Genomic DNA, 18,057 nt, shown 5'->3' with positions numbered 1-18,057 from the left:
ACGAAGGCCCGTCGAGACCCTACGCCAACACCACCTTCACCCCCGCCCTCCGGAACTTCTCCACCTGTGCGGGGTCCGCTTCGTCGTCGGTCACCAGCACCCCAACACCCTCGGAGTCCAGGATCCTCGCGAACGCGAACTCACCCAGCTTCGAGTGGTCGGCGATCACCACCACCTGCCGGGCAGACCTCGCCAGTGCGGCATTGATCGCCGCCTCGCCCTCGTGACGGGTGAAGATTCCCTTGCCCGCCACGATCCCGTGTACCCCGAGGAACGCGGTGTCGACGGAGATTTGGGGGAGTGACAGCTGCGCCAGCGGGCCGACCAACTCATACGACTGCGCCCTCGCGACGCCTCCGGTCACGACCACCCGCACGTGCGGCCGCACCGCGAGGTCTGTGGCGATGTTGACGGCATTGGTGACCACGGTGACGGGCCGGTCCGCGAAGGCCGGCTCCGAGGAGCTCCGGATCCCCAGCTCCAGTGCCATCCCCGTCGTCGTCGTACCACCGTTGAGCGCGATGACCTCACCGGGGTGCACCATGGCCACCGCGGCCTGGGCGATGCGCAGCTTCTGCTCACCCTGCTTGGTCGCCCGGTAGCGCAGCGGCAACTCCCCGGAGGACGCATTGGCCAGTGCCCCACCACGCGTGCGCGTGATGAGCTGCTGGGAGGCCAGGGCGTCGAGGTCCCGGCGGGCGGTGGCGGGCGAGATGCCGAGTTCGCGCTGGATCTCCTCCACGCGCACGGACCCGCGTTCGATCACCAGGTCAACCAGTCGGGAGAGTCGGTCGTGTCGATTCGTTGCCATGGGTCTCCGGTGGGCGCCCCGCCGGTGCGGCGCGGTCGCGTCGTCGGTTCCCGCTGTCGGGGCTCCTCCCGATCCTACGCGTGGGCGTCCGCAGCACGCCGTGGCGCAGCCCGTGCGATCTGCCGGTGCGCGGTAGCCTGTGCCAGTACCCGGCGCCGGCTCCCGGCGCCCGTGACGCAGCGGCATCGCGCCCGGCGTCAACGATCCAGCGTCGCGTGGTCGTCCCGAGGTGGCGACGACCGGAGGAGGACCCCGTGGCACCCAGCACCCACCGCCGCTCCATCGGCATCATGGGCGGCACCTTCGACCCCATCCACCACGGGCACCTCGTGGCGGCCTCGGAGGTCATGAACGTCTTCGGACTGGACCAGGTGGTCTTCGTCCCCGCCGCCATGCAGCCCTTCAAGGCGGGGCGCCGCGTCACGCCCGCCGAGCACCGCTACCTCATGACGGTCATCGCCACCGCCGCCAACCCCGACTTCACGGTCTCGCGCGCGGACATCGACCGCGGCGGCACCACCTACACGATCGACACCCTCACCGACATGCACCGGGCCAACCCGGATGCCGACCTCTTCTTCATCACGGGCGCGGACGCCCTGGAGCAGATCGCGGCGTGGAAGGACTCCGACCAGCTCTTCGAGATGGCGCACTTCGTCGGGGTCACCCGCCCCGGGCACGTCCTCAAGGCCCCGGGTCTGCCCCATGAGCAGGTGTCCCTGCTGGAGGTGCCCGCCATGGCGATCTCCTCGACCGACTGCCGCCAGCGCGTGCGCTCCGGCAAGCCCGTGTGGTACCTGGTGCCCGACGGGGTCGTGCAGTACATCGGGAAGCACCAGCTCTACCGCGATTGACGAGGGCGACCGCGCAGTCGCGCTGCGGGCGCGGTGGGTCCGCGGGCTGCCGTCCGGGCGTGGTGGTGGCCGGCGGAGCCCGGGGGAGTGACCGGGGACACACGCCGGACCTCACACGCTTGCGTGCATCCCGTCATGGCACACTGGAGGTGTCAGGAGCCATTGATGGACGGAGGGCATGTGACCTGCAGCCAGGAGACCCAGGACATCATCCGAGTGGTGGCGGCAGCCGCCTACGACAAGCTTGCGACAGATCCAGTCCTCATTGACGTCTCCGAACGACTGCTGCTGGCCGATGCCTTCGTCATCGCGTCCGCGCCCACGGAGCGTCAGGTCCGCGCCATCGCCGAGAACGTCATGGACGAGGTCGCCACCGAACTCCACCTCCGCCCCGAGCGCATCGAGGGTCGCTCCGACGCCCGCTGGATGCTGCTGGACTACGGCGATGTCGTGGTGCACGTCCTGGTGGAGGAGGACCGCGCGTACTACGCCCTGGAGAAGCTGTGGGGTGACCAGCCCGCCCAGCACCTGGCTGATCCCAACGCTGCCGCCGACGAGGCACGTGCGAGGGCCGTCTAGAGTCGTGAGTTCTGCAGCCCGCATAGTCTTGTTACGCCACGGACAGACCGACTACAACGTCCAGGCGCGCTTCCAGGGAGCCTCCGACTTCCCCCTCAATGTCACCGGCCGCCGCCAGGCGGACCGGGCGGCGGCCGTCCTCGCCCAACGCCTCACATCGCGGGCTGACTCCGTGGGCCTGTGGGCCGATGGGGGCAGCGGTGGGGGAGTGCGCGTGGTGACGTCACCTCTGATCCGAGCGCGGGAGACCGCGGGGCGCGTGGCCCGGGCGCTGCTCGAGGCCGGTGCCCTGCTCGAGGGTGAGGACGGCGCGGAGGTCTATGTGGACGAGCGCCTGAAGGAGCGGGCCTACGGCCTGTTCGAGGGACGGACGTATGAGGACATCCGCACCGACCTGCCAGACGCGTTTGCCGAGTGGAGCGAGACGGGGGAGAGCGTGGCCGCCGGCATCGAGGACTCCGTCCTTGTCGGCCGGCGCGTGGCCGAGGCCTTGTTGGACCATGCACACCAGGCCACAGCGGGCCAGACGGTGGTGGCCGTGGCCCACGGCTCGGCGATCACGCGGGGGCTGCTCACGGTGCTCGGGCTGGACCCGGCGACTTTCCAAGGTATGCGTGGCTTGGACAACTGCCACTGGTCGGAACTGGTGCCGGACCAGCGCCACGGGGTGTGGCGTCTGGCGGCCCACAACCTGGGTGCCACGGAGGACCGCATCGGCGCGTGAGCGTCGGCACGACGTGCCGTGTCCGGGCTGCGTCCGTGCAGGTGGGGGAGCGTTGCCCAAGCGCTGCGTGACCACCAGCACAGCGAGCCGATTTTGTGCCCGGGCAACTCTCCCGGTACAGTTGTCTGGTCGCCGCGGGAACGCGGAGACTCCCTTCGGGGCTATGGCGCAGTTGGTAGCGCGCTTCCATGGCATGGAAGAGGTCGGGGGTTCGAATCCCCCTAGCTCCACAACACTGGTCAGCGTTGATCTCGGTCGCTCTATACAGATTCATTGTTGGCAGGTTGCTTCACCGGTCGTCCTTGGCACGTTTGAGCCGCCCCTGTCGTGTCAATTACAGCTACGCGCCCGCCTGCCGATTGACTGAGTGAGCAGGCTTCTCTCGTACTGCGAGTCTGATGCGTGTGATTGTGTGACGTCAAATTGTCTGAAGGCGAGATGGCGCTATTATCGTGGCGGGCGCAGTCGTCACAATGACTTGTTATGGGAGCTGGGTGGAGGCACACCGTTCGATGAAGCTATGTCAGTCACAGCCGACGCATGACTGGGGCAGGATTGTCGCTGCGGCAGCTCTTGCCGGTTTCATCTCTACCAGACCACGTCTCAGATGACTGATTCGCTCACCGACTACCAAGCCAAGTACTACGCACACGAGTTGCAGCGTAGTCACGCCAACGACCACGTCGGCAAGCTCGCCGGCCTGCTGTTCGACGCGCAGGTGGAGCCGAAGCCTCATCAGATCGATGCGGCACTGTTCGCGTTGCAGACACCGTTCCTGCCGGGCGTGATCCTGGCTGACGAGGTGGGCCTCGGGAAGACGATCGAGGCGGGCATTGTCATCTCGCAGTACTGGGCGGAGCGCCGTCGCAGCATCCTGATCGTTGCCCCGTCAAGCCTGCGCCAGCAGTGGCAGCAGGAGCTGTACGAGAAGTTTCTGATCCCGTCCGCCATCCTCGACCCGAAGTCGAAGGACTCGCTGCTAGCTGCTGCGGGTGGTCGCTCGGCGCGGGTGCTGATCTGTTCCTACGAGTTCGCGCTCCGGCACGAGACCTCGCTGCTCAAGGCGTGGGATCTCGTGGTTGCGGATGAGGCGCACCGGCTGCGGAACTACTGGACGGGCAAGACGAAGGCCGCCGAGGCGGTGGCGCACATCGTTGGTGGCGCACACAAGACCGTGCTGCTGACGGCGACGCCACTGCAGAACAAGCTCGAGGAACTGTACGGGCTGGTGTCGATCTTCGCCCCCGACTACTTCTACTCGCTCGATGCATTCCGGGAGCGGTACGTCAAGAACCGTGATCTGGGCGGCGATGACGACCTGGTGGAGCGTGTCGCCACGGTCTCGAAGCGCACGCTTCGGCGCGACGCTGACAAGTACATCCACTTCACGAAGCGCCTGCCACTGACTGTCGAGTTCACGCCGTCGCCGGAGGAGGTACGGCTCTATGGCCTGGTGAACGACTACCTCCAGCGCGACGAGTTGTTCGCCTTCGCGGGAAGTCAGCGTCATCTCTCTGCCCTGATCATCCGTAAGCGCCTCGGATCGTCGACGTACGCGGTCGCGAGCACGCTGGAGAACATCGCGAACCGTCTGGCGGACGAGGTCGCGGCCGGGCAGCGCCGTGATGGGCGTGGTGGCCTCGTGGCAGCCGACTTCGCCGTGGATGATGAGATCACCAGCGAGGAGCTGGAGGAGACCGAGGAGATCGACGGAACCGGCAACGGTTCCCGTGCGTCATCGATGCCGCTGGACGAATCGCTGCTGGAGGCGATGCGCGCCGAGGCTGCGGAGCTGCGCGAATACGCGGCGCTTGCCCGTTCGATCACGGAGAACCAGAAGGCCGTCAAGCTCGGTGAGGCGCTTGACCTTGGCTTCGAGCGGCTCCGTGAGCTGGGCGCTCCCGAGAAGGCCATTATCTTCACCGACTCGACTAAAACGCAGGAGTACATCGCCCGGTCGCTGCGTGAAGCCGGTCGCGGCGAGGGACTCGTCTTGTTCAACGGTTCGAACAACGGGCCTGAGCAGACCGCGATCTACCAGGCGTGGTTGGAGAAGAACAGGGACGGCGACCTGATCACCGGCATTGCGGCTGTGGATCGCCGTAAGGCGCTCGTGGACTACTACCGCAACGAGGGCACGATCATGATCGCGACTGAGGCGGCGGCCGAGGGTATCAACCTGCAGTTCTGTTCGATGCTCGTCAACTACGACCTGCCGTGGAACCCGCAGCGGGTCGAGCAGCGCATCGGCCGTGTGCACCGCTTCGGGCAAAAGTACAACGTCGTCGTCGTGAACTTCTCGAACAAGGGCAACATCGCCGAGCAACGCATCCTGGAGCTGCTGACGAACAAGTTCCAGCTGTTCTCCAGTGTGTTCGGCGCCAGTGACGAGGTGCTCGGCGCGATCGAGGACGGCCTGGACTTCGAGAAGACGATCAGCAATATCCTGACTCGTTGCAGAACCGCCGACGAGCTGGATGCCGCGTTCCGGGAACTTGAGGGTCAGTACGCGAGCGAGATCTCGCGTGAAATGGACAGCGCCAAGGCCAAGGTCTTCGACAACCTCGACCCGCATGTGCAGGATCGCCTCAAGGCGTATGACACGCAGTCGGGCGAGGTGCTCAACAAGTTCGAGCGCCTCCTGCTCGCGGTGACCCGACACGAACTGGACGAGTACGCCACCTTCGAGGGCGACGGGCGCACCTTCGTGCTGAACCATTCGCCGGTGAAGGATGCGCCGACCGGGCGCTACTTCTTCAAGTCCCAGCCGCTGGAGAACGCCCATCAGTACCGCTACTCGAGCCCGCTGGCCCAGCACGTCGTTGAGACCGCGAAGACCCACGACACCCCGGCACGCGAGCTGACGTTCTCGCTCGGTGAGTCGGGGCGTGTGAGCAGCGCGATTCGTGCGCTGGAGGGCACCAGCGGCGAACTCACCGTCAGCGTTGCGACCTTCCGGATGAGGGCGCGCGACGAGGATGTCTCCGAGTCCTACATGCTCGCCGGCGCCCTGACCGATGACGGCCGGTGGCTTGATGAAGAGTACGTCGCAGACATCCTTGACCTCGCCTGCGTCGACGTTGGGACACGGCCGGTGGTGATCGATGAGGGCCGCTTCACGCCGCACCTGGACACTCGACGGGCGGAGCTGGAGAAGGAAGTCCAGGGCCGCAACTCCCGCTACTACGACCAGCAGGAGGAACTGCTCTACCGCAATCAGCAGGATCGCAAGGCCGAGCACGAAGGCAAGATCCGCGAGTACCGAGCCAAGGAAAAGGAAGCCCGCAAGCTCGCCCGGCAGGCCGACGACCCGATGGAACAGCTACGACTCAAGAAAGAGGCCCGCAAGTGGGAGCAGCGTGCCGAGGAGGCCGACGAGGACTTCCGGGACGCGCGCAAGAAGCTCCGCGCCGAGGCCGACAAATACCTCGAGCTGATCGAGCAGGCTCTCCAGGGCACCCAGGAGACCGAGCACCTGTTCACGATTCGCTGGCGGGTTGTCACATAGACCACGGATCATTCACAAACCCGACGCAAATTGTTAAAATCATGAAAGAGAATCACCCGAATGACTGACGAGATCTACGAAACACCATCCACTACACCGAACTTCCAGACCGAGCTGGCAGCGCAGCTTGCCGATCTGATTCCCGAGGCCATCGCCGACGGCAAGGTGGATGTCGAGAAACTCAAGGAACTGCTCGACGACGACGTCGCGGATGGCGTGGAACGGTTCGGACTGTTCTGGCCCGGCAAGAAACGCGCCATGCGCGCGGCGCAGGAGCCGACCACGGCGACGCTGAAGCCCGACTTCGAGAACTCGAAGGACTGGGACACGACGAAGAACGTCTTCATCGAGGGTGACAACCTCGAAGTGCTCAAGATTCTGCAGAAGCACTACCACGCGAAGATCAAGATGATCTACATCGACCCTCCGTACAACACCGGCAAGGACTTCGTCTACCCGGACAACTACAAAGAGGGCCTCGACACCTACCTCGAGTGGACCCGCCAGGTCAACGAGGAGGGCAAGAAAGTCTCGACCAACGCCGAGACCGAGGGCCGCTACCACTCCAACTGGCTCAACATGATGTACCCGCGACTCAAGCTCGCGCGGAATCTGTTGACAGAGGATGGCGTAATTTTCATCTCGATCGACCACAATGAAGAGCCTCACCTGAGAAAGCTCGCAGATGAGATTTTTGGTGAAGCAAACTTCCTGAATGATCTCACATGGGTAGCGAACCTTACTGGAAGACAAATCAGCGGGAAGGGCGCAGTCCGCACTTTTGAGCGCATCCTCGCCTACGCTCGCAACGCGAACCGTGTTTCAGAGTTCATGGTGGACGTCGATTTTGCAACAACGAAGATGCCCGGTGCATACAAGGGGTTCAAGAAGGACGTGAGAAAGGATGAGTTGGGTGAGTACGCCGTCGGGGATACCCTTTGGAATCACAACCGAATATTCAATGAGATTTCTCGCCCGAATCTGGTTTTCTCAATCTTCTACAATCCCGACACCGGCGATATTCGAAGTGGGGACATGGGAGCCGAAATTCCAGGTTACGTAGAAATTCTGCCTCATGTGAACGGAGACGGGAGGCATCGCTTTCATGCTTGGCGGTGGTCTCGCGAAAAGGTCGACCGGGAAAAGCTAGACCTACTCGTCCTGCCCATGAAGAGGGGTGGGTTCGAGGTCTACACCAAGATCCGCGGGTTTAACGAAACGGTCATGAAGGATCTCATCACCAACATCTCGAATGGACTACGAGAAACAACCCAGTTGTTTAACGGCAAGAAGCTATTCGATTATCCCAAGTCGGTCGATTTGCTCCGGCTGTTGATTGCCGCCGTCACCAAGAATGACGATTTGGTCTTGGACTTTTTTGCTGGGTCTGGGACCACAGGGCACGCGGTCATGGAGCAGAATGCAGCCGATGGTGCCCGCCGCAAGTGGATCCAAGTTCAGCTCCCTGAGCCAACACCCGATTCTTCACCGGCGAGAGCCGAGGGCTACCTCACGATTTCGGCGTTGTCTCGTCGTCGTCTAGAGCTTGCTGGTCTGAAGGTCTCCGAGGAGCACGCAAGTAGACTCGCATCACGCACTAGATCTTTTGACACCGGCTTCCGCGCATACACACTTGTCGATACAAACTTCGCCAAGTGGCGCGCGTCAAGCGACGTCGAGGAGGATGCGCTCCAGCAGCACCTGCTCAGCCTTCGTGACAGTGCGACCGACGATGCGACTGTCGACGATCTGCTCACCGAGATCCTGCTCAAGCAGGGCTACTCGCTGACCGAGGCGATCTCCCCTGCTGAGGTCGGTGGTCTCGATGTCCGGCTTGTGCGTGACCGTGACGGAGATGTCGCCGTGCTGGCGTACCTGAACGAGCACGTCAAGCCGACGCTCGAACAGCTGCGTGCGCTCGTTGACAAATCTCCGACGCGGATCATCGTGCTCGAGGACGCCTTCCAGGGCGATGACGAACTCAAGACCAACCTAGCCCAGCTCGCGAAGAGCAAGGGCATTGAGCTCTGGACGGCGTGATGAGCAGCGGGTTCAAGTTCGACGCCAGTCAGCCGTATCAGCTGGATGCAATCGCGTCCGTGGTCGACCTGTTCGACGGGCAGCCGAAGGACGCAGAGAAGCTGGTCACGACCCTGCGCGGTGCGGCGGTGCTGCCCGACTCGGATCAGGCCGCACTCGATATCGATCTCACGCAGGAGGTCGGTGCGGTCGGTAACAGCCTCGTGCTCGACCGCGACCTGATCCTCGCGAACCTGCAACGTGTGCAGGATCGCAACGGCCTCGAGGTCGCGCCGTCGCTTGCGGGTGACGCGCTCGACTTCGATATCGAGATGGAGACCGGTACGGGTAAGACCTACGTCTACCTGCGCACGATCTTTGATCTGGCCGTCCGGTACAACTTCACGAAGTTCGTGATCCTCGTGCCCAGCGTGGCGATCCGCGAGGGCGTCAGCACGAGCATCCGGCTCATGCGCGAGCACTTCGAGAACCTCTACAAGCCGCACGGCATCACCTTCGATGCCTCCATCTATAGCGGCAAGAGCGCAGAGGAGGTGCAGTCATTCGCGACGTCCACGAACGTGCAGATCCTGATCATGACGATCGACTCGATCCGTGGCAACGCGAACACTCGCATCATTCACCAGACGCGCGACAAGCTGAACGGCCTGCGCCCGATCGACTACCTGAAGGCGACCCACCCGGTCGTGATCATGGACGAGCCGCAGAACATGGAGTCGCAGCTCTCGCAGTCGGCGGTCGGTGAACTCGACCCGGTGTTCACCCTGCGCTACAGCGCGACGCACAAGAAGCAGCGCAACGTCGTGTACCGGCTTGACCCGGTGGATGCGCACGATCTTGGGCTGGTGAAGCAGATCGTTGTGGCTGAGGTGGCCCAGCAGGGCGCGGACGCGACGCCGTATATCAAGCTGGTTGAGGTGCGGCGTGAGCCGTCGTGGTCGGCCCGGCTGGAGCTGTCGTGTCGCAAGGCCGATGGCTCCCTTGAGCGCCGGGTCGTGAGCGTGAAGCAGCACCAGGAGCTGTCGGACGAGCGCCTGACGAACAACCCGATCTACGAGGGCTGGCGCATCAACGAGATGAGCATCGAGCCTGCCTATGTCGATCTCACCACCCACGGCTTCCTCTATGAGGGCGAGAGCATCGGTGCCTCGGCCGGTGCGATCTACAAGGAGATGATCCGCGAGACCGTTCGCGAGCACCTGCGCAAGGAATCGATGCTGCGAGCCAAGGGCATTAAGGTGCTCAGCCTGTTCTTCGTCGACAAGGTCGCCAGCTACTTGGGCGATGGCACGAACAATGACGACGCTAATGGTGACTTCGTGCAGTGGTTCGACGAGGTCTTCGTCGAGGAACGCGCGAAGTCCGCGCGCTACCAGGAGCTGCTGCCGCAGGCGCCGAGCGAACTGCGCCGGGCCTACTTCTCCCAGATCAAGCGCGGCAAGACGACGACCTACCAGGACTCGTCTGGCACGACGAAAGCCGATGACGACGCCTATGAACTGATCATGCAAGACAAGCAGCGGCTGCTCGACGAGAACGAGCCGGTGCGGTTCATCTTCAGCCACTCTGCCCTGCGCGAGGGCTGGGACAACCCGAACGTTTTCCAGATCTGCACCCTGCGTGAAATGGGCAAAGAAGTTGAACGCCGCCAGACGCTCGGTCGTGGCCTGCGCCTCCCCGTCGCCAAGACCGCTGACGGCTACACCCGTGTTGCTGACCGTGGTGTTGCGACGCTGACGGTCGTGGCGAACGAGTCGTACACGAAGTTCGCGGACGCGCTCCAGCGTGAGTATAAGGACGCGGGTGTCGAGATTGGTCGGGTGCGCCGGGCTGAGTTCTCGAAGATCCCGCTGCAGGACGAGAACGGTGCGCTCACCGACGACCAGTTCGGCTACCAGCGCTCCGTCCTGGTCTGGGAGCACCTCAAGGACAAGGGCTTCATCGACAAGGACGGCGTTGTCACTCCGAAGTTCCAGCCGAACCAGCTCGGCTTCGATCTTGGTCTGCCGGTCGACTTCGCGTGGGCTGAGCCGATCATCATCGAGCTGGTCGAGCGCGCGAACATCGGCAAGTATGTCAAGCCGGTCAGCAAGCGTCAGCCGCGCGTGCTCAACAAGCAGCTGTACTCGACTCCGGAGTTCGAGGAGTTCTGGGAGACGATCAGCCAGAAGACCACCTACCGCGTCAAGGTCGAGCGTAAGCAGCTGATTGAGAACGCCATCCGGGCGCTCCGTGAAGCGCCGAAGATCGACGCGCTGCGTATCCAGGTCACCCGCGCCGGAGTCAAGGTGTTGCGAGGCGGTGCCAAGGGCGAAGAACTCGGCACCCGCTCGGCCGATCTCAAGGGCAGCTACGACCTGCCAGACATCATCACGGAGCTTCAGGAAGCCACCTCCCTCACCCGCAAGACCATCGTCGACATCCTGATCGGCATCGGCCGGCTGGGCGAGTTCATCGGCAACCCGAACGACTTCATTGCGATGGCCAAGCGCGTGCTCAAAGCGGAACTCGGCGCGCTCCTTGTCGATGGCGTCCAGTACGAGCGCATCGCGGGCTCGGTATACGAACTGCGTGAGTTGCAGAAGGACGGTGAGGAGGAGAAGGAGCGCTTCCTCGACCAGATGTACAAGGTGCAGCACACCCAGAAGACCGACTTCGACTACGTCGTCTTCGACTCCGACGTCGAGCGCCAGTTCGCGGAGTTGCTCGACTCTCGCGAGGACATCAAGCTGTTCATGAAGCTGCCCGCCAAGTTCAAGATCGACACCCCTGTCGGCCCGTACAACCCCGACTGGGCGATCATCAAGCAGGAGGACGGCGAGGACCGGATCTACATGATCCGCGAGACGAAGAGCACGCTCGACGACTCGAAGCTCCGCCCGACTGAGCGCGACAAAATCAAGTCCGCCAAGCGCCACTTCGAAGCCATCGGCATCGACGATTACGCGCGTGCAGTGCCGGGAGTGTGGAAGCTATGACGAAGAGGGACACGACACAGGTGTCAATGATCAAGATCGTCTACTTCGACGAAGAATCGGCATCGGACTTTCTGGACATCGTGGCCGGCGGCAAAGCGACTTCTTCGAAGGAATCGACCAAGGAACGTGCCGCTGAAGTGGAGGCCGAGGCGCGCGCGAAGGCCGCCGCGAAGTTCAACTGGCTTCCCTTCTTCGGAGGGTCTGTCAAGCGAACGGTGTAACTGGGTTGTGGTGTCAGGCTCGGACGGCGCTGAGGCGGCCGTCGAATCGGATGTCGAACGCATTGAGTGCTTGCTTCCAGCGTTGGGTCCATCGGGCTCTGCCCTTGCCGGTGGGGTCCAGGGCCATCACGGCGAGGTAGACGCACTTGAGCGCGGCCTGCTCGTTCGGGAAGTGTCCCCGAGCTCGCACGGCCTTCCGGATCCTCGCGTTTACGGACTCGATCGCGTTCGTGGTGCAGACGATCCGGCGGATCTCGCGGTCGAAGCCGAGGAACGGTACGAACTCGGCCCACGCGTTCTCCCAGAGCCGCATGATCGCGGGATACTTGCCGCCCCATGCTTCGGCGAACTCGAGGAACCGTTCTTCGGCCTCGGCGACAGTCGCGGCCTGGTAGACCGGCTTGAGGGCCCGGGAGATCGCGTCCCAGTCCTGCCGAGCGGAGTACTTGAAGCTGTTGCGCATCAAGTGCACGACGCAGGTCTGCACGATCGTGTCGGCCCAGACCGTGTTCACGCTGTCGGGCAGGCCGCGCAGTCCGTCACACACGACCATGAGGACGTCTTCGACGCCGCGGTTCTTGATCTCGGTGAGCACCTGCAGCCAGTACTTCGCGCCCTCTCCGCCGTCCCCGGCCCACAACCCGAGGATGTCCCGGTTGCCCTCGACCGTGACGGCCAGGGCGATGTAGATGGGCCGGTTGGCGACCTGCCCGTCACGGACCTTCACGTGGATGCAGTCGATGAACACCACCGGGTAGACCGGGTCCAGCGGCCGGTTCTGCCACTCCGCCATCCCGTCCAGCACCTTGTCGGTGATTCGAAAGAGATCGTCGTCTTCGACACGTCGCTGCCATACGTGTCGGCCAGGTGCACACTGATGTCGCCGTGTGTCATCCCCCGCGCCGACAGCGACAGCACGATGTCCTCGATCGAGCCCAGCCGACGCTGCCGTTTCGCGACGATCTTCGGCTCGAAGCTGCCCGCACGATCCCGCGGCACGTCAATCTGGACCGGCCCCGCCTTGGTGAGCACCGTCTTGGACCGGGTACCGTTGCGGGCGTTCCCCTCCGCCGACCCGCCACGCTCGTGCTTGTCATAGCCGAGGTGATCGGTGATCTCGCCCTCCAACGCAGACTCCAAAACCAGCCTCGTCAGCTCGGCCAGCAGACCACCCTCCCCATCGACCGGGAGCCCCTGACGCTGCGCGTCGCCCACGAGCTGCGCGACCAGCCCTCTGTCAACCGCCGGCATCACCGGCTCCGTCACTGTCGTCGCCACGCTCGGCTCGACCCCTTCCATCACGGCCACCAGGACCGCCGTCACTTGCTTGCTCATCGTGTTCCTCCTTGATCGGAGTTACACCGTTGAAAGTACAGTCCCGCCATCGAGTGGACCCCACGTGCCTCGAGTGCGACCGATGAGCGCGGTTATGAGGGCTCCTGGGTGGCGTCTCGGAAGCAACGTGGAGCCATGGAGTCTGTGGACTGGTGGACTGTCGGACCGGCTTTCGGATCAGTTGTAATGGCAGTTCTGGGTGGCGTCGGGGCTGGGATTTCTTGGTGGCGGTCTAACCTCTCAACCAACGCAAGAGATGCAGCAAGAGCTGCCGAGAAGCGCACCGCCGATGCAGAGGATCGAGCTGAGAAGATCCTCACCGAGAGTCGGAGAATGGCAGACAGTTTGGAGAAGGTAGCGGCTGCGCTGTCTCCTGGCGGATCCCCTGCAGACGGATCTACAGTCGCCGAGGTTTGGGATAGGGCTCTTGCTACTGCCAGGAGAGCCAGTGCGGGCGCAGTTCGGTTGGCCTCGGTCGTGCCTGCTTTGCATCTGCAGTGGACCTCGAAGTCGAGCTTCTCGATCTCCAACACGGGCGATTACGCTGTCCGCTGCGTTCGGGTGCTGGATCGCGATGAGTTCGTGAAGTTGACTCTTCCGGATGGGTTCGAACTCCAACCTGGAGCAGGCAAGTCTGGTGTTGCCATTGGTGCTATGCAGTTGCCGTTGCCAGACAACCTGATACTCGAGATCGAGGGCAGGGGGGCGCCGCTGTATCTGTCATTGGCTGGGCGCCCGAGATGAACGTCATCGTTGTACTCCTCGTGTTGAGCTCTGCAACAGTTCTCGCCAGCTTTCTCCTCTCGGTCAAGGGCTACAGGCGGACCATCAGGCGGTTCCGTTCGGCGATCAAGCCCGAGAATCCGGACGCTCCGGGTGGCATTACGCTCGATCAACTCGGGGTGATCACGGAGGAGCTCTGGGTGGATCTCGACAAGAAGCTGATCACACAGACCTGGGCTCTGGGGCTCGCGGCTCTCAGTGCCATCTTGGCGGCTGTCGCAGGCATTCTCGCTGCGCTCTGAGCTACTCACCAGTTTGCGCCTTCTGCTCGTCGAGATACTGTTGCTAGACATTGATGATGTGACCGGTAGGGCACCTGCTGGCAGGCAGGGGTTCAGCTTTTGCGTTCGACTTCGAGTACCCGCAGGTCTGCGTCCTCACCGATGACGAGCAGGTCTTGACCGGGATGGGCCGTGAGTTCGGCGATGATCTGCTCGAGGTCCCACTGCGCAGCGTCGGGGTGTAGCCAGACCTCCACGCTGGCTCCGGTACGCCGGGCGAGTTCTTGCCCGAGACCGTCGGGCACGTTGCCTACGAGGATGATGGAGACAGGCCGCGGAACCTGCGGCAACGCAGCGCCATCCGCGAGAGCCTCTTCCTGGGTGATGGTGATATCTGCATCAACGCCTGACGACCCGGGTGCTCCGGTGGTGACAGTCTGAGCTCCCACGTCCGTCCTCGCCCTCGTCACTGCCACCCGGTCCTCCCGCCACACGGCCGCGTGGTACCCGGCAACGGCCGTCGCGGCGACAAGTACCCCGAGTCCGTAGCGTGCCGAGTGGAGGGTGGCCGCAGAGAAGTCCCCGGCGAGCAGATCCTGGGCCAGCGTCATCACGACGGCGATCAGGGCGATCACCGCAGTGACCGTCGAGAGTCCGAGCACCAGGACCAGTGCGATGCGCCGGGTGGGGGAGGCGCCCTCGTCAATGGGGTCGGCGGCCATCGCCCGCTGGATGCGTCGCCAGAAGACGACCCACACGGGAACCCCGACCGCCAACAGCGTCAGTGCCGAGAGCAGGGTGTTGCGCACGGACATCCCGACGTCATCCCCGGGCGTGAGGGAGGCGATGAGGGCGACCACGAGCATCCCGGTGCCCGCTGCGCTCGCTGCCAGTGCGACGCCGGCGACCAGGTACTCGTAGACGCGGCGGACCTCGCTGCGCGCGTCCTCCCCGGAACCGGCGACGGCGGCGCGGTGGTACCACCACACGACGACCCCGGCCAGCGCCGCGGCGACGTGTCCGGGCGTGCCGGAGAAGTGGGAGGCGGCACCGCGGGTCCCCGGATCCCCGACGAGCCAGACCAGGACGTCCCAGAGTGTGAGGCTGGCGCCTGTCAGGGCCAGCAGCAGCCCGCCGGCGACGCCGACGACCAGGACGTGGAGGTGCCACCACGTGGAGTGCGGGTCCGACTGGGCGGCGAGGATCCAGTAGCGGATCCACACGAGCGCGCCGACCAGCAGGACGGCACCCGCCGAGGCCAGGGCCGTGCGCCCGCCCACCAGTGTGTCGCCGGTGATCAGGATCTGCAGGCTCGTGGACAGGAGGGTGGTGAACCCCCAGGTCATTGTGACCAGGCCGACGGTGGAACCCAGCGTGCGGTGGGGGAGTTGACGGGTGGGAGGCAGGGCGCGTGCGGCGATGAACCAGGTCGCGACCCAGACCAGACCCCAGACGAGGGCGGGAGCCGCCTGGGTGCCGGGGTCGCCGTTGGGTCGCACCAGAGCGGCGATGAAGGCCTGGAGGTGGACGATGGTGGTGATCAGGGAGGTCAGGGCCGTTGCCGTGACGGCCAGGACTAGACCGAGGGAGCTCGCCTCGCGTGGGTCGCGGCGCAGGGTGCGCCACGTCCACCACACCAGCGTTGCGAGGACCAGGGAACCCACCAGTGCGAAGGAGACGTCCTCGGCGAGCAGGCGGGCCTCCCACTCCTGGGAGGACTCGTCCGTGGGGCTGTTCGATGAGGTCAACGCGCGGGTGAGGAGGTTCGAGAAGCCGACCGCGGCGAGGACCGTCATCGCGTACATCAGGGTGTACTGGAAGAAGCGGCGCACGGAGTGCGCCCCCGCCCCGGGTGCAGATCCGGGCCCGCCCTCGTCGGCGCGGCCGGAGGTTGGTCGTCGCACCGCCCACACCAGCAGCGCGATGAGCGCCACGAACAGCGCCAGGACGAGGAGAGCGAAGATGCCGAAGGCGGCCATGGTGTCACCAGTCCCTGCAGGAGTAGAGCGGCCACGGTTCCCCGTCGATCAGCCAGCGACCGTCGCGCTGGATGAGGGAGAAGGTCTCGCGGTGGGAGTAGGGCTCCCCGAAGAGTGGTCCGCCGCCCGGGCCCTCGGTGATCTCCAGGACGACCGTGGCGGTTGTGCCGCTGGTATCGGTGCTGACGAGGGAGACCGTGGCGGAGTCGGGCGCCCTGTTCGGCGGCAGGGGTGTGGTGCACCCGAGAGCGGGGTCGAGTTGGGCGACGGCGGTGTCGTCGTCACCCTCGATGATGGCTGCGACGTAGGTCCGGGCGACACCTTGGGGTGTGGAGGTGCCCGGGGGAGTGGAGGCGCGCCTGGTGGAGGCCACGGCCGCGACCACTGCCAGGACGATGACCAGCAGTGCCACCACCGCCAGCACGAGGTTCGACGTCGAAGGTCTCCGCATGACCCCATTGTCCGGGACGTGCGGGGCCGGGGCGAGGGAGCCGGGTCTCGAAATGGTGTCGGGAGGGCGGAGAGTACGGGTGCGGTGCGCATCTTGTTCCGGCGAACGACGAGCGCGATGTATTGCTGCAAATACAAATTCAGACAGGTTCGAGAGGGGTCCATCGTAGGCGAGACTGCCTCGGTGCCGTCCTCTTCACCGGGTAGAATGATGGAGAACTGGGATGGGGTCTTGAGGTCTTCTTCGGGATTGGCTGGCAGACCTTCCGCCTTGAGCACTTGCAGATGAGAGTATTGGACGGGACGTTCAAGATAACTCGGGGCCTCAGTTCCTCAGTGTGAATCAATCCCCGCCACAACCGGTGGACCCTAGCATAATCAGGGGTCCTTGAAGATGGAATTTCAAAGTGCAAACATCACTCTTCTCAACATACAACACCGGAGAGAATCGCGTTACCGCCTCGACTCTCGCTGTGTTCGAACGGCTTCCGCTCGAAGTTGTTTCAACACTCCTACAGAAGGCGGGCGACGTATCTGATGACCTTGAGTCCGTCTACTTTGAGAACCAAGTGGTGGGACCTGACTCAGTGCCGGACGCGGTCATAAGAGGAGACTTTAGATGGTTCTTCGAGACAAAGACGACCCGTGGTTGCTACGAGAGTGAAGGGCACTCCAGGATGCAACTGAGAAAGCATCTCCGTCTTCTGCGTTCGGGGGCGAACGCAATGCTCTTCGTGTTGACACCGGATCTCGTGGAGCCGACTTGGATTCGAGAGCGCGATTTTTGTGCTGGCGACGCCCAAGTGAGCGACCGGGTGGTTTGGATCTCTTTCAGGTCGCTCGCAGACACGATTCTTGAACGAGTGTCAAGCAGTTCAGTTCAGAGCTCAGAGATTGAGCGATTCCTATTGAGGGAACTCGCGGCTCTCTATGAGAATGAGGGGCTCCTGAGTGCAGATGACACGGTAGTCGTTGCTGCCGGAAAAGGCGCTTGGCGCGAGTATCAGGAGGCGTCGGTATATGTCTGCCAGCCTGGGCGATCATTTCGCGAGGGCGTGAACTATTGGGCCTTCTACAGCAGTGGTCGGATTCAACCGCTGGTTCCCAAGGTCGTTGGAGGAGTGTATTCATCGGTGCTGTTCTCTGAAGAGACAGCAGACTCATGTGACAGGTGTGGAGACGTAGAGGTCGCTGAAGCTATCCGAAAACTGCTGCAGGTTGGCCACAGGCACGAAGGCGACGTCCTCGACTTGAGGATTCTGTCCCGTCCGGATTCGATGGACACAATTAGATTGAGTCAGCCCATCGAGAACGACTCGCGCAGCCAAACAGGCCGAAGGACTGCTTGGGTCCAAGGTCAACGCTATGTGTCGAGCGTCGCGCTCAGAGCTTCTCCCCGATTGACCTCGGAACTATAGTCCTGGAGTGTTCAACCGACCCCGCCGTGCTCATCGCGGTTCTGGGCCACCCCCTCATCGAAGAGTGACTGCCAGGGATCAGGCGCGCCGGGATCCAGGGCTGACACGGCATGGTCAGCGGCGACACCGAGAAGGGAGTCGGACCTCGACCGCGTA

At 63.7% G+C, this 18,057-nt stretch carries 12 protein-coding genes, 1 tRNA gene and 1 pseudogene; 10 read left to right on the top strand and 4 right to left on the bottom strand.

All coding sequences use genetic code 11. The features are described from left to right. Window positions 1-19: 19 nt before the first annotated feature. Entirely contained in the window at window positions 20-811 is a 792-nt protein-coding gene (locus BQ9890_RS05365) for a DeoR/GlpR family DNA-binding transcription regulator (protein ID WP_075889936.1), read from the bottom strand. A 254-nt stretch (window positions 812-1,065) separates the two neighbouring features. Here BQ9890_RS05365 and nadD point away from each other — a divergent pair, with 254 nt between their 5' ends. The 8 genes from nadD (at window position 1,066) to BQ9890_RS05325 (ending at window position 11,715) form a co-directional block, all read left to right on the top strand. Further along, on the top strand, window positions 1,066-1,665 hold the full coding sequence (gene nadD, locus BQ9890_RS05360) for a nicotinate-nucleotide adenylyltransferase (protein WP_268258640.1): 600 nt from the start codon (window positions 1,066-1,068) through the stop codon (window positions 1,663-1,665). A gap of 165 nt (window positions 1,666-1,830) precedes the next feature. Next, window positions 1,831-2,244, top strand: a complete 414-nt coding sequence (gene rsfS / locus BQ9890_RS05355; protein ID WP_075889932.1) for a ribosome silencing factor — start codon at window positions 1,831-1,833, stop codon at window positions 2,242-2,244. A 28-nt stretch (window positions 2,245-2,272) separates the two neighbouring features. Beyond that, window positions 2,273-2,968, top strand: a complete 696-nt coding sequence (locus BQ9890_RS05350; protein ID WP_230297833.1) for a histidine phosphatase family protein — start codon at window positions 2,273-2,275, stop codon at window positions 2,966-2,968. 157 nt (window positions 2,969-3,125) lie between these two features. After that, window positions 3,126-3,198, top strand: a tRNA-Ala gene (locus tag BQ9890_RS05345). Window positions 3,199-3,575: 377 nt separating this feature from the next. Continuing rightward, the gene (locus BQ9890_RS05340) at window positions 3,576-6,476 is read left to right on the top strand and encodes an SNF2-related protein (protein WP_075889928.1); all 2,901 of its coding nucleotides are present in this window, start codon (window positions 3,576-3,578) and stop codon (window positions 6,474-6,476) included. A 60-nt stretch (window positions 6,477-6,536) separates the two neighbouring features. Continuing rightward, complete coding sequence (locus BQ9890_RS05335; protein ID WP_075889926.1) at window positions 6,537-8,516, top strand: site-specific DNA-methyltransferase; 1,980 nt, start codon at window positions 6,537-6,539, stop codon at window positions 8,514-8,516. Then, window positions 8,516-11,494: a restriction endonuclease gene (locus BQ9890_RS05330; protein ID WP_075889924.1), complete on the top strand. Its 2,979-nt coding sequence runs from the start codon at window positions 8,516-8,518 to the stop codon at window positions 11,492-11,494. The genes BQ9890_RS05335 and BQ9890_RS05330 overlap by 1 nt, the downstream gene beginning before the upstream one ends. Before the next feature lie 26 nt (window positions 11,495-11,520). After that, on the top strand, window positions 11,521-11,715 hold the full coding sequence (locus BQ9890_RS05325; RefSeq protein ID WP_195907630.1) for a DUF6414 family protein: 195 nt from the start codon (window positions 11,521-11,523) through the stop codon (window positions 11,713-11,715). 13 nt (window positions 11,716-11,728) lie between these two features. On the opposite strand, the pseudogene BQ9890_RS05320 reads toward BQ9890_RS05325, so the two are convergent. After that, window positions 11,729-13,014, bottom strand: a pseudogene (locus tag BQ9890_RS05320) (IS256 family transposase). 776 nt (window positions 13,015-13,790) lie between these two features. On the opposite strand from BQ9890_RS05320, the gene BQ9890_RS05315 reads away from it, so the two are divergent. After that, window positions 13,791-14,075 carry a hypothetical protein gene (locus BQ9890_RS05315; protein ID WP_075889920.1) on the top strand — a complete coding sequence of 95 codons (285 nt, stop codon included), beginning with the start codon at window positions 13,791-13,793 and terminating at the stop codon, window positions 14,073-14,075. Between the two features lie 92 nt (window positions 14,076-14,167). Here the strand turns inward: BQ9890_RS05315 and BQ9890_RS05310 are convergent, their stop codons facing one another. Both BQ9890_RS05310 and BQ9890_RS05305 read right to left on the bottom strand, forming a co-directional pair. Further along, on the bottom strand, window positions 14,168-16,033 hold the full coding sequence (locus BQ9890_RS05310; RefSeq protein WP_075889918.1) for a DUF5671 domain-containing protein: 1,866 nt from the start codon (window positions 16,031-16,033) through the stop codon (window positions 14,168-14,170). A gap of 4 nt (window positions 16,034-16,037) precedes the next feature. Next, on the bottom strand, window positions 16,038-16,484 hold the full coding sequence (locus BQ9890_RS05305) for a hypothetical protein (RefSeq protein ID WP_143226249.1): 447 nt from the start codon (window positions 16,482-16,484) through the stop codon (window positions 16,038-16,040). 406 nt (window positions 16,485-16,890) lie between these two features. Here BQ9890_RS05305 and BQ9890_RS15225 point away from each other — a divergent pair, with 406 nt between their 5' ends. Continuing rightward, window positions 16,891-17,901, top strand: a complete 1,011-nt coding sequence (locus tag BQ9890_RS15225) for a hypothetical protein (RefSeq protein ID WP_075889914.1) — start codon at window positions 16,891-16,893, stop codon at window positions 17,899-17,901. The last annotated feature ends 156 nt before the right edge of the window (window positions 17,902-18,057 follow it).

This window comes from Actinomyces provencensis, assembly GCF_900155435.1.
Lineage (GTDB): Bacteria > Actinomycetota > Actinomycetes > Actinomycetales > Actinomycetaceae > Pauljensenia > Pauljensenia provencensis.
The sequence above is the reverse complement of the archived record's forward strand: the minus strand, read 5'-3'. Positions and strand labels throughout refer to the sequence as shown.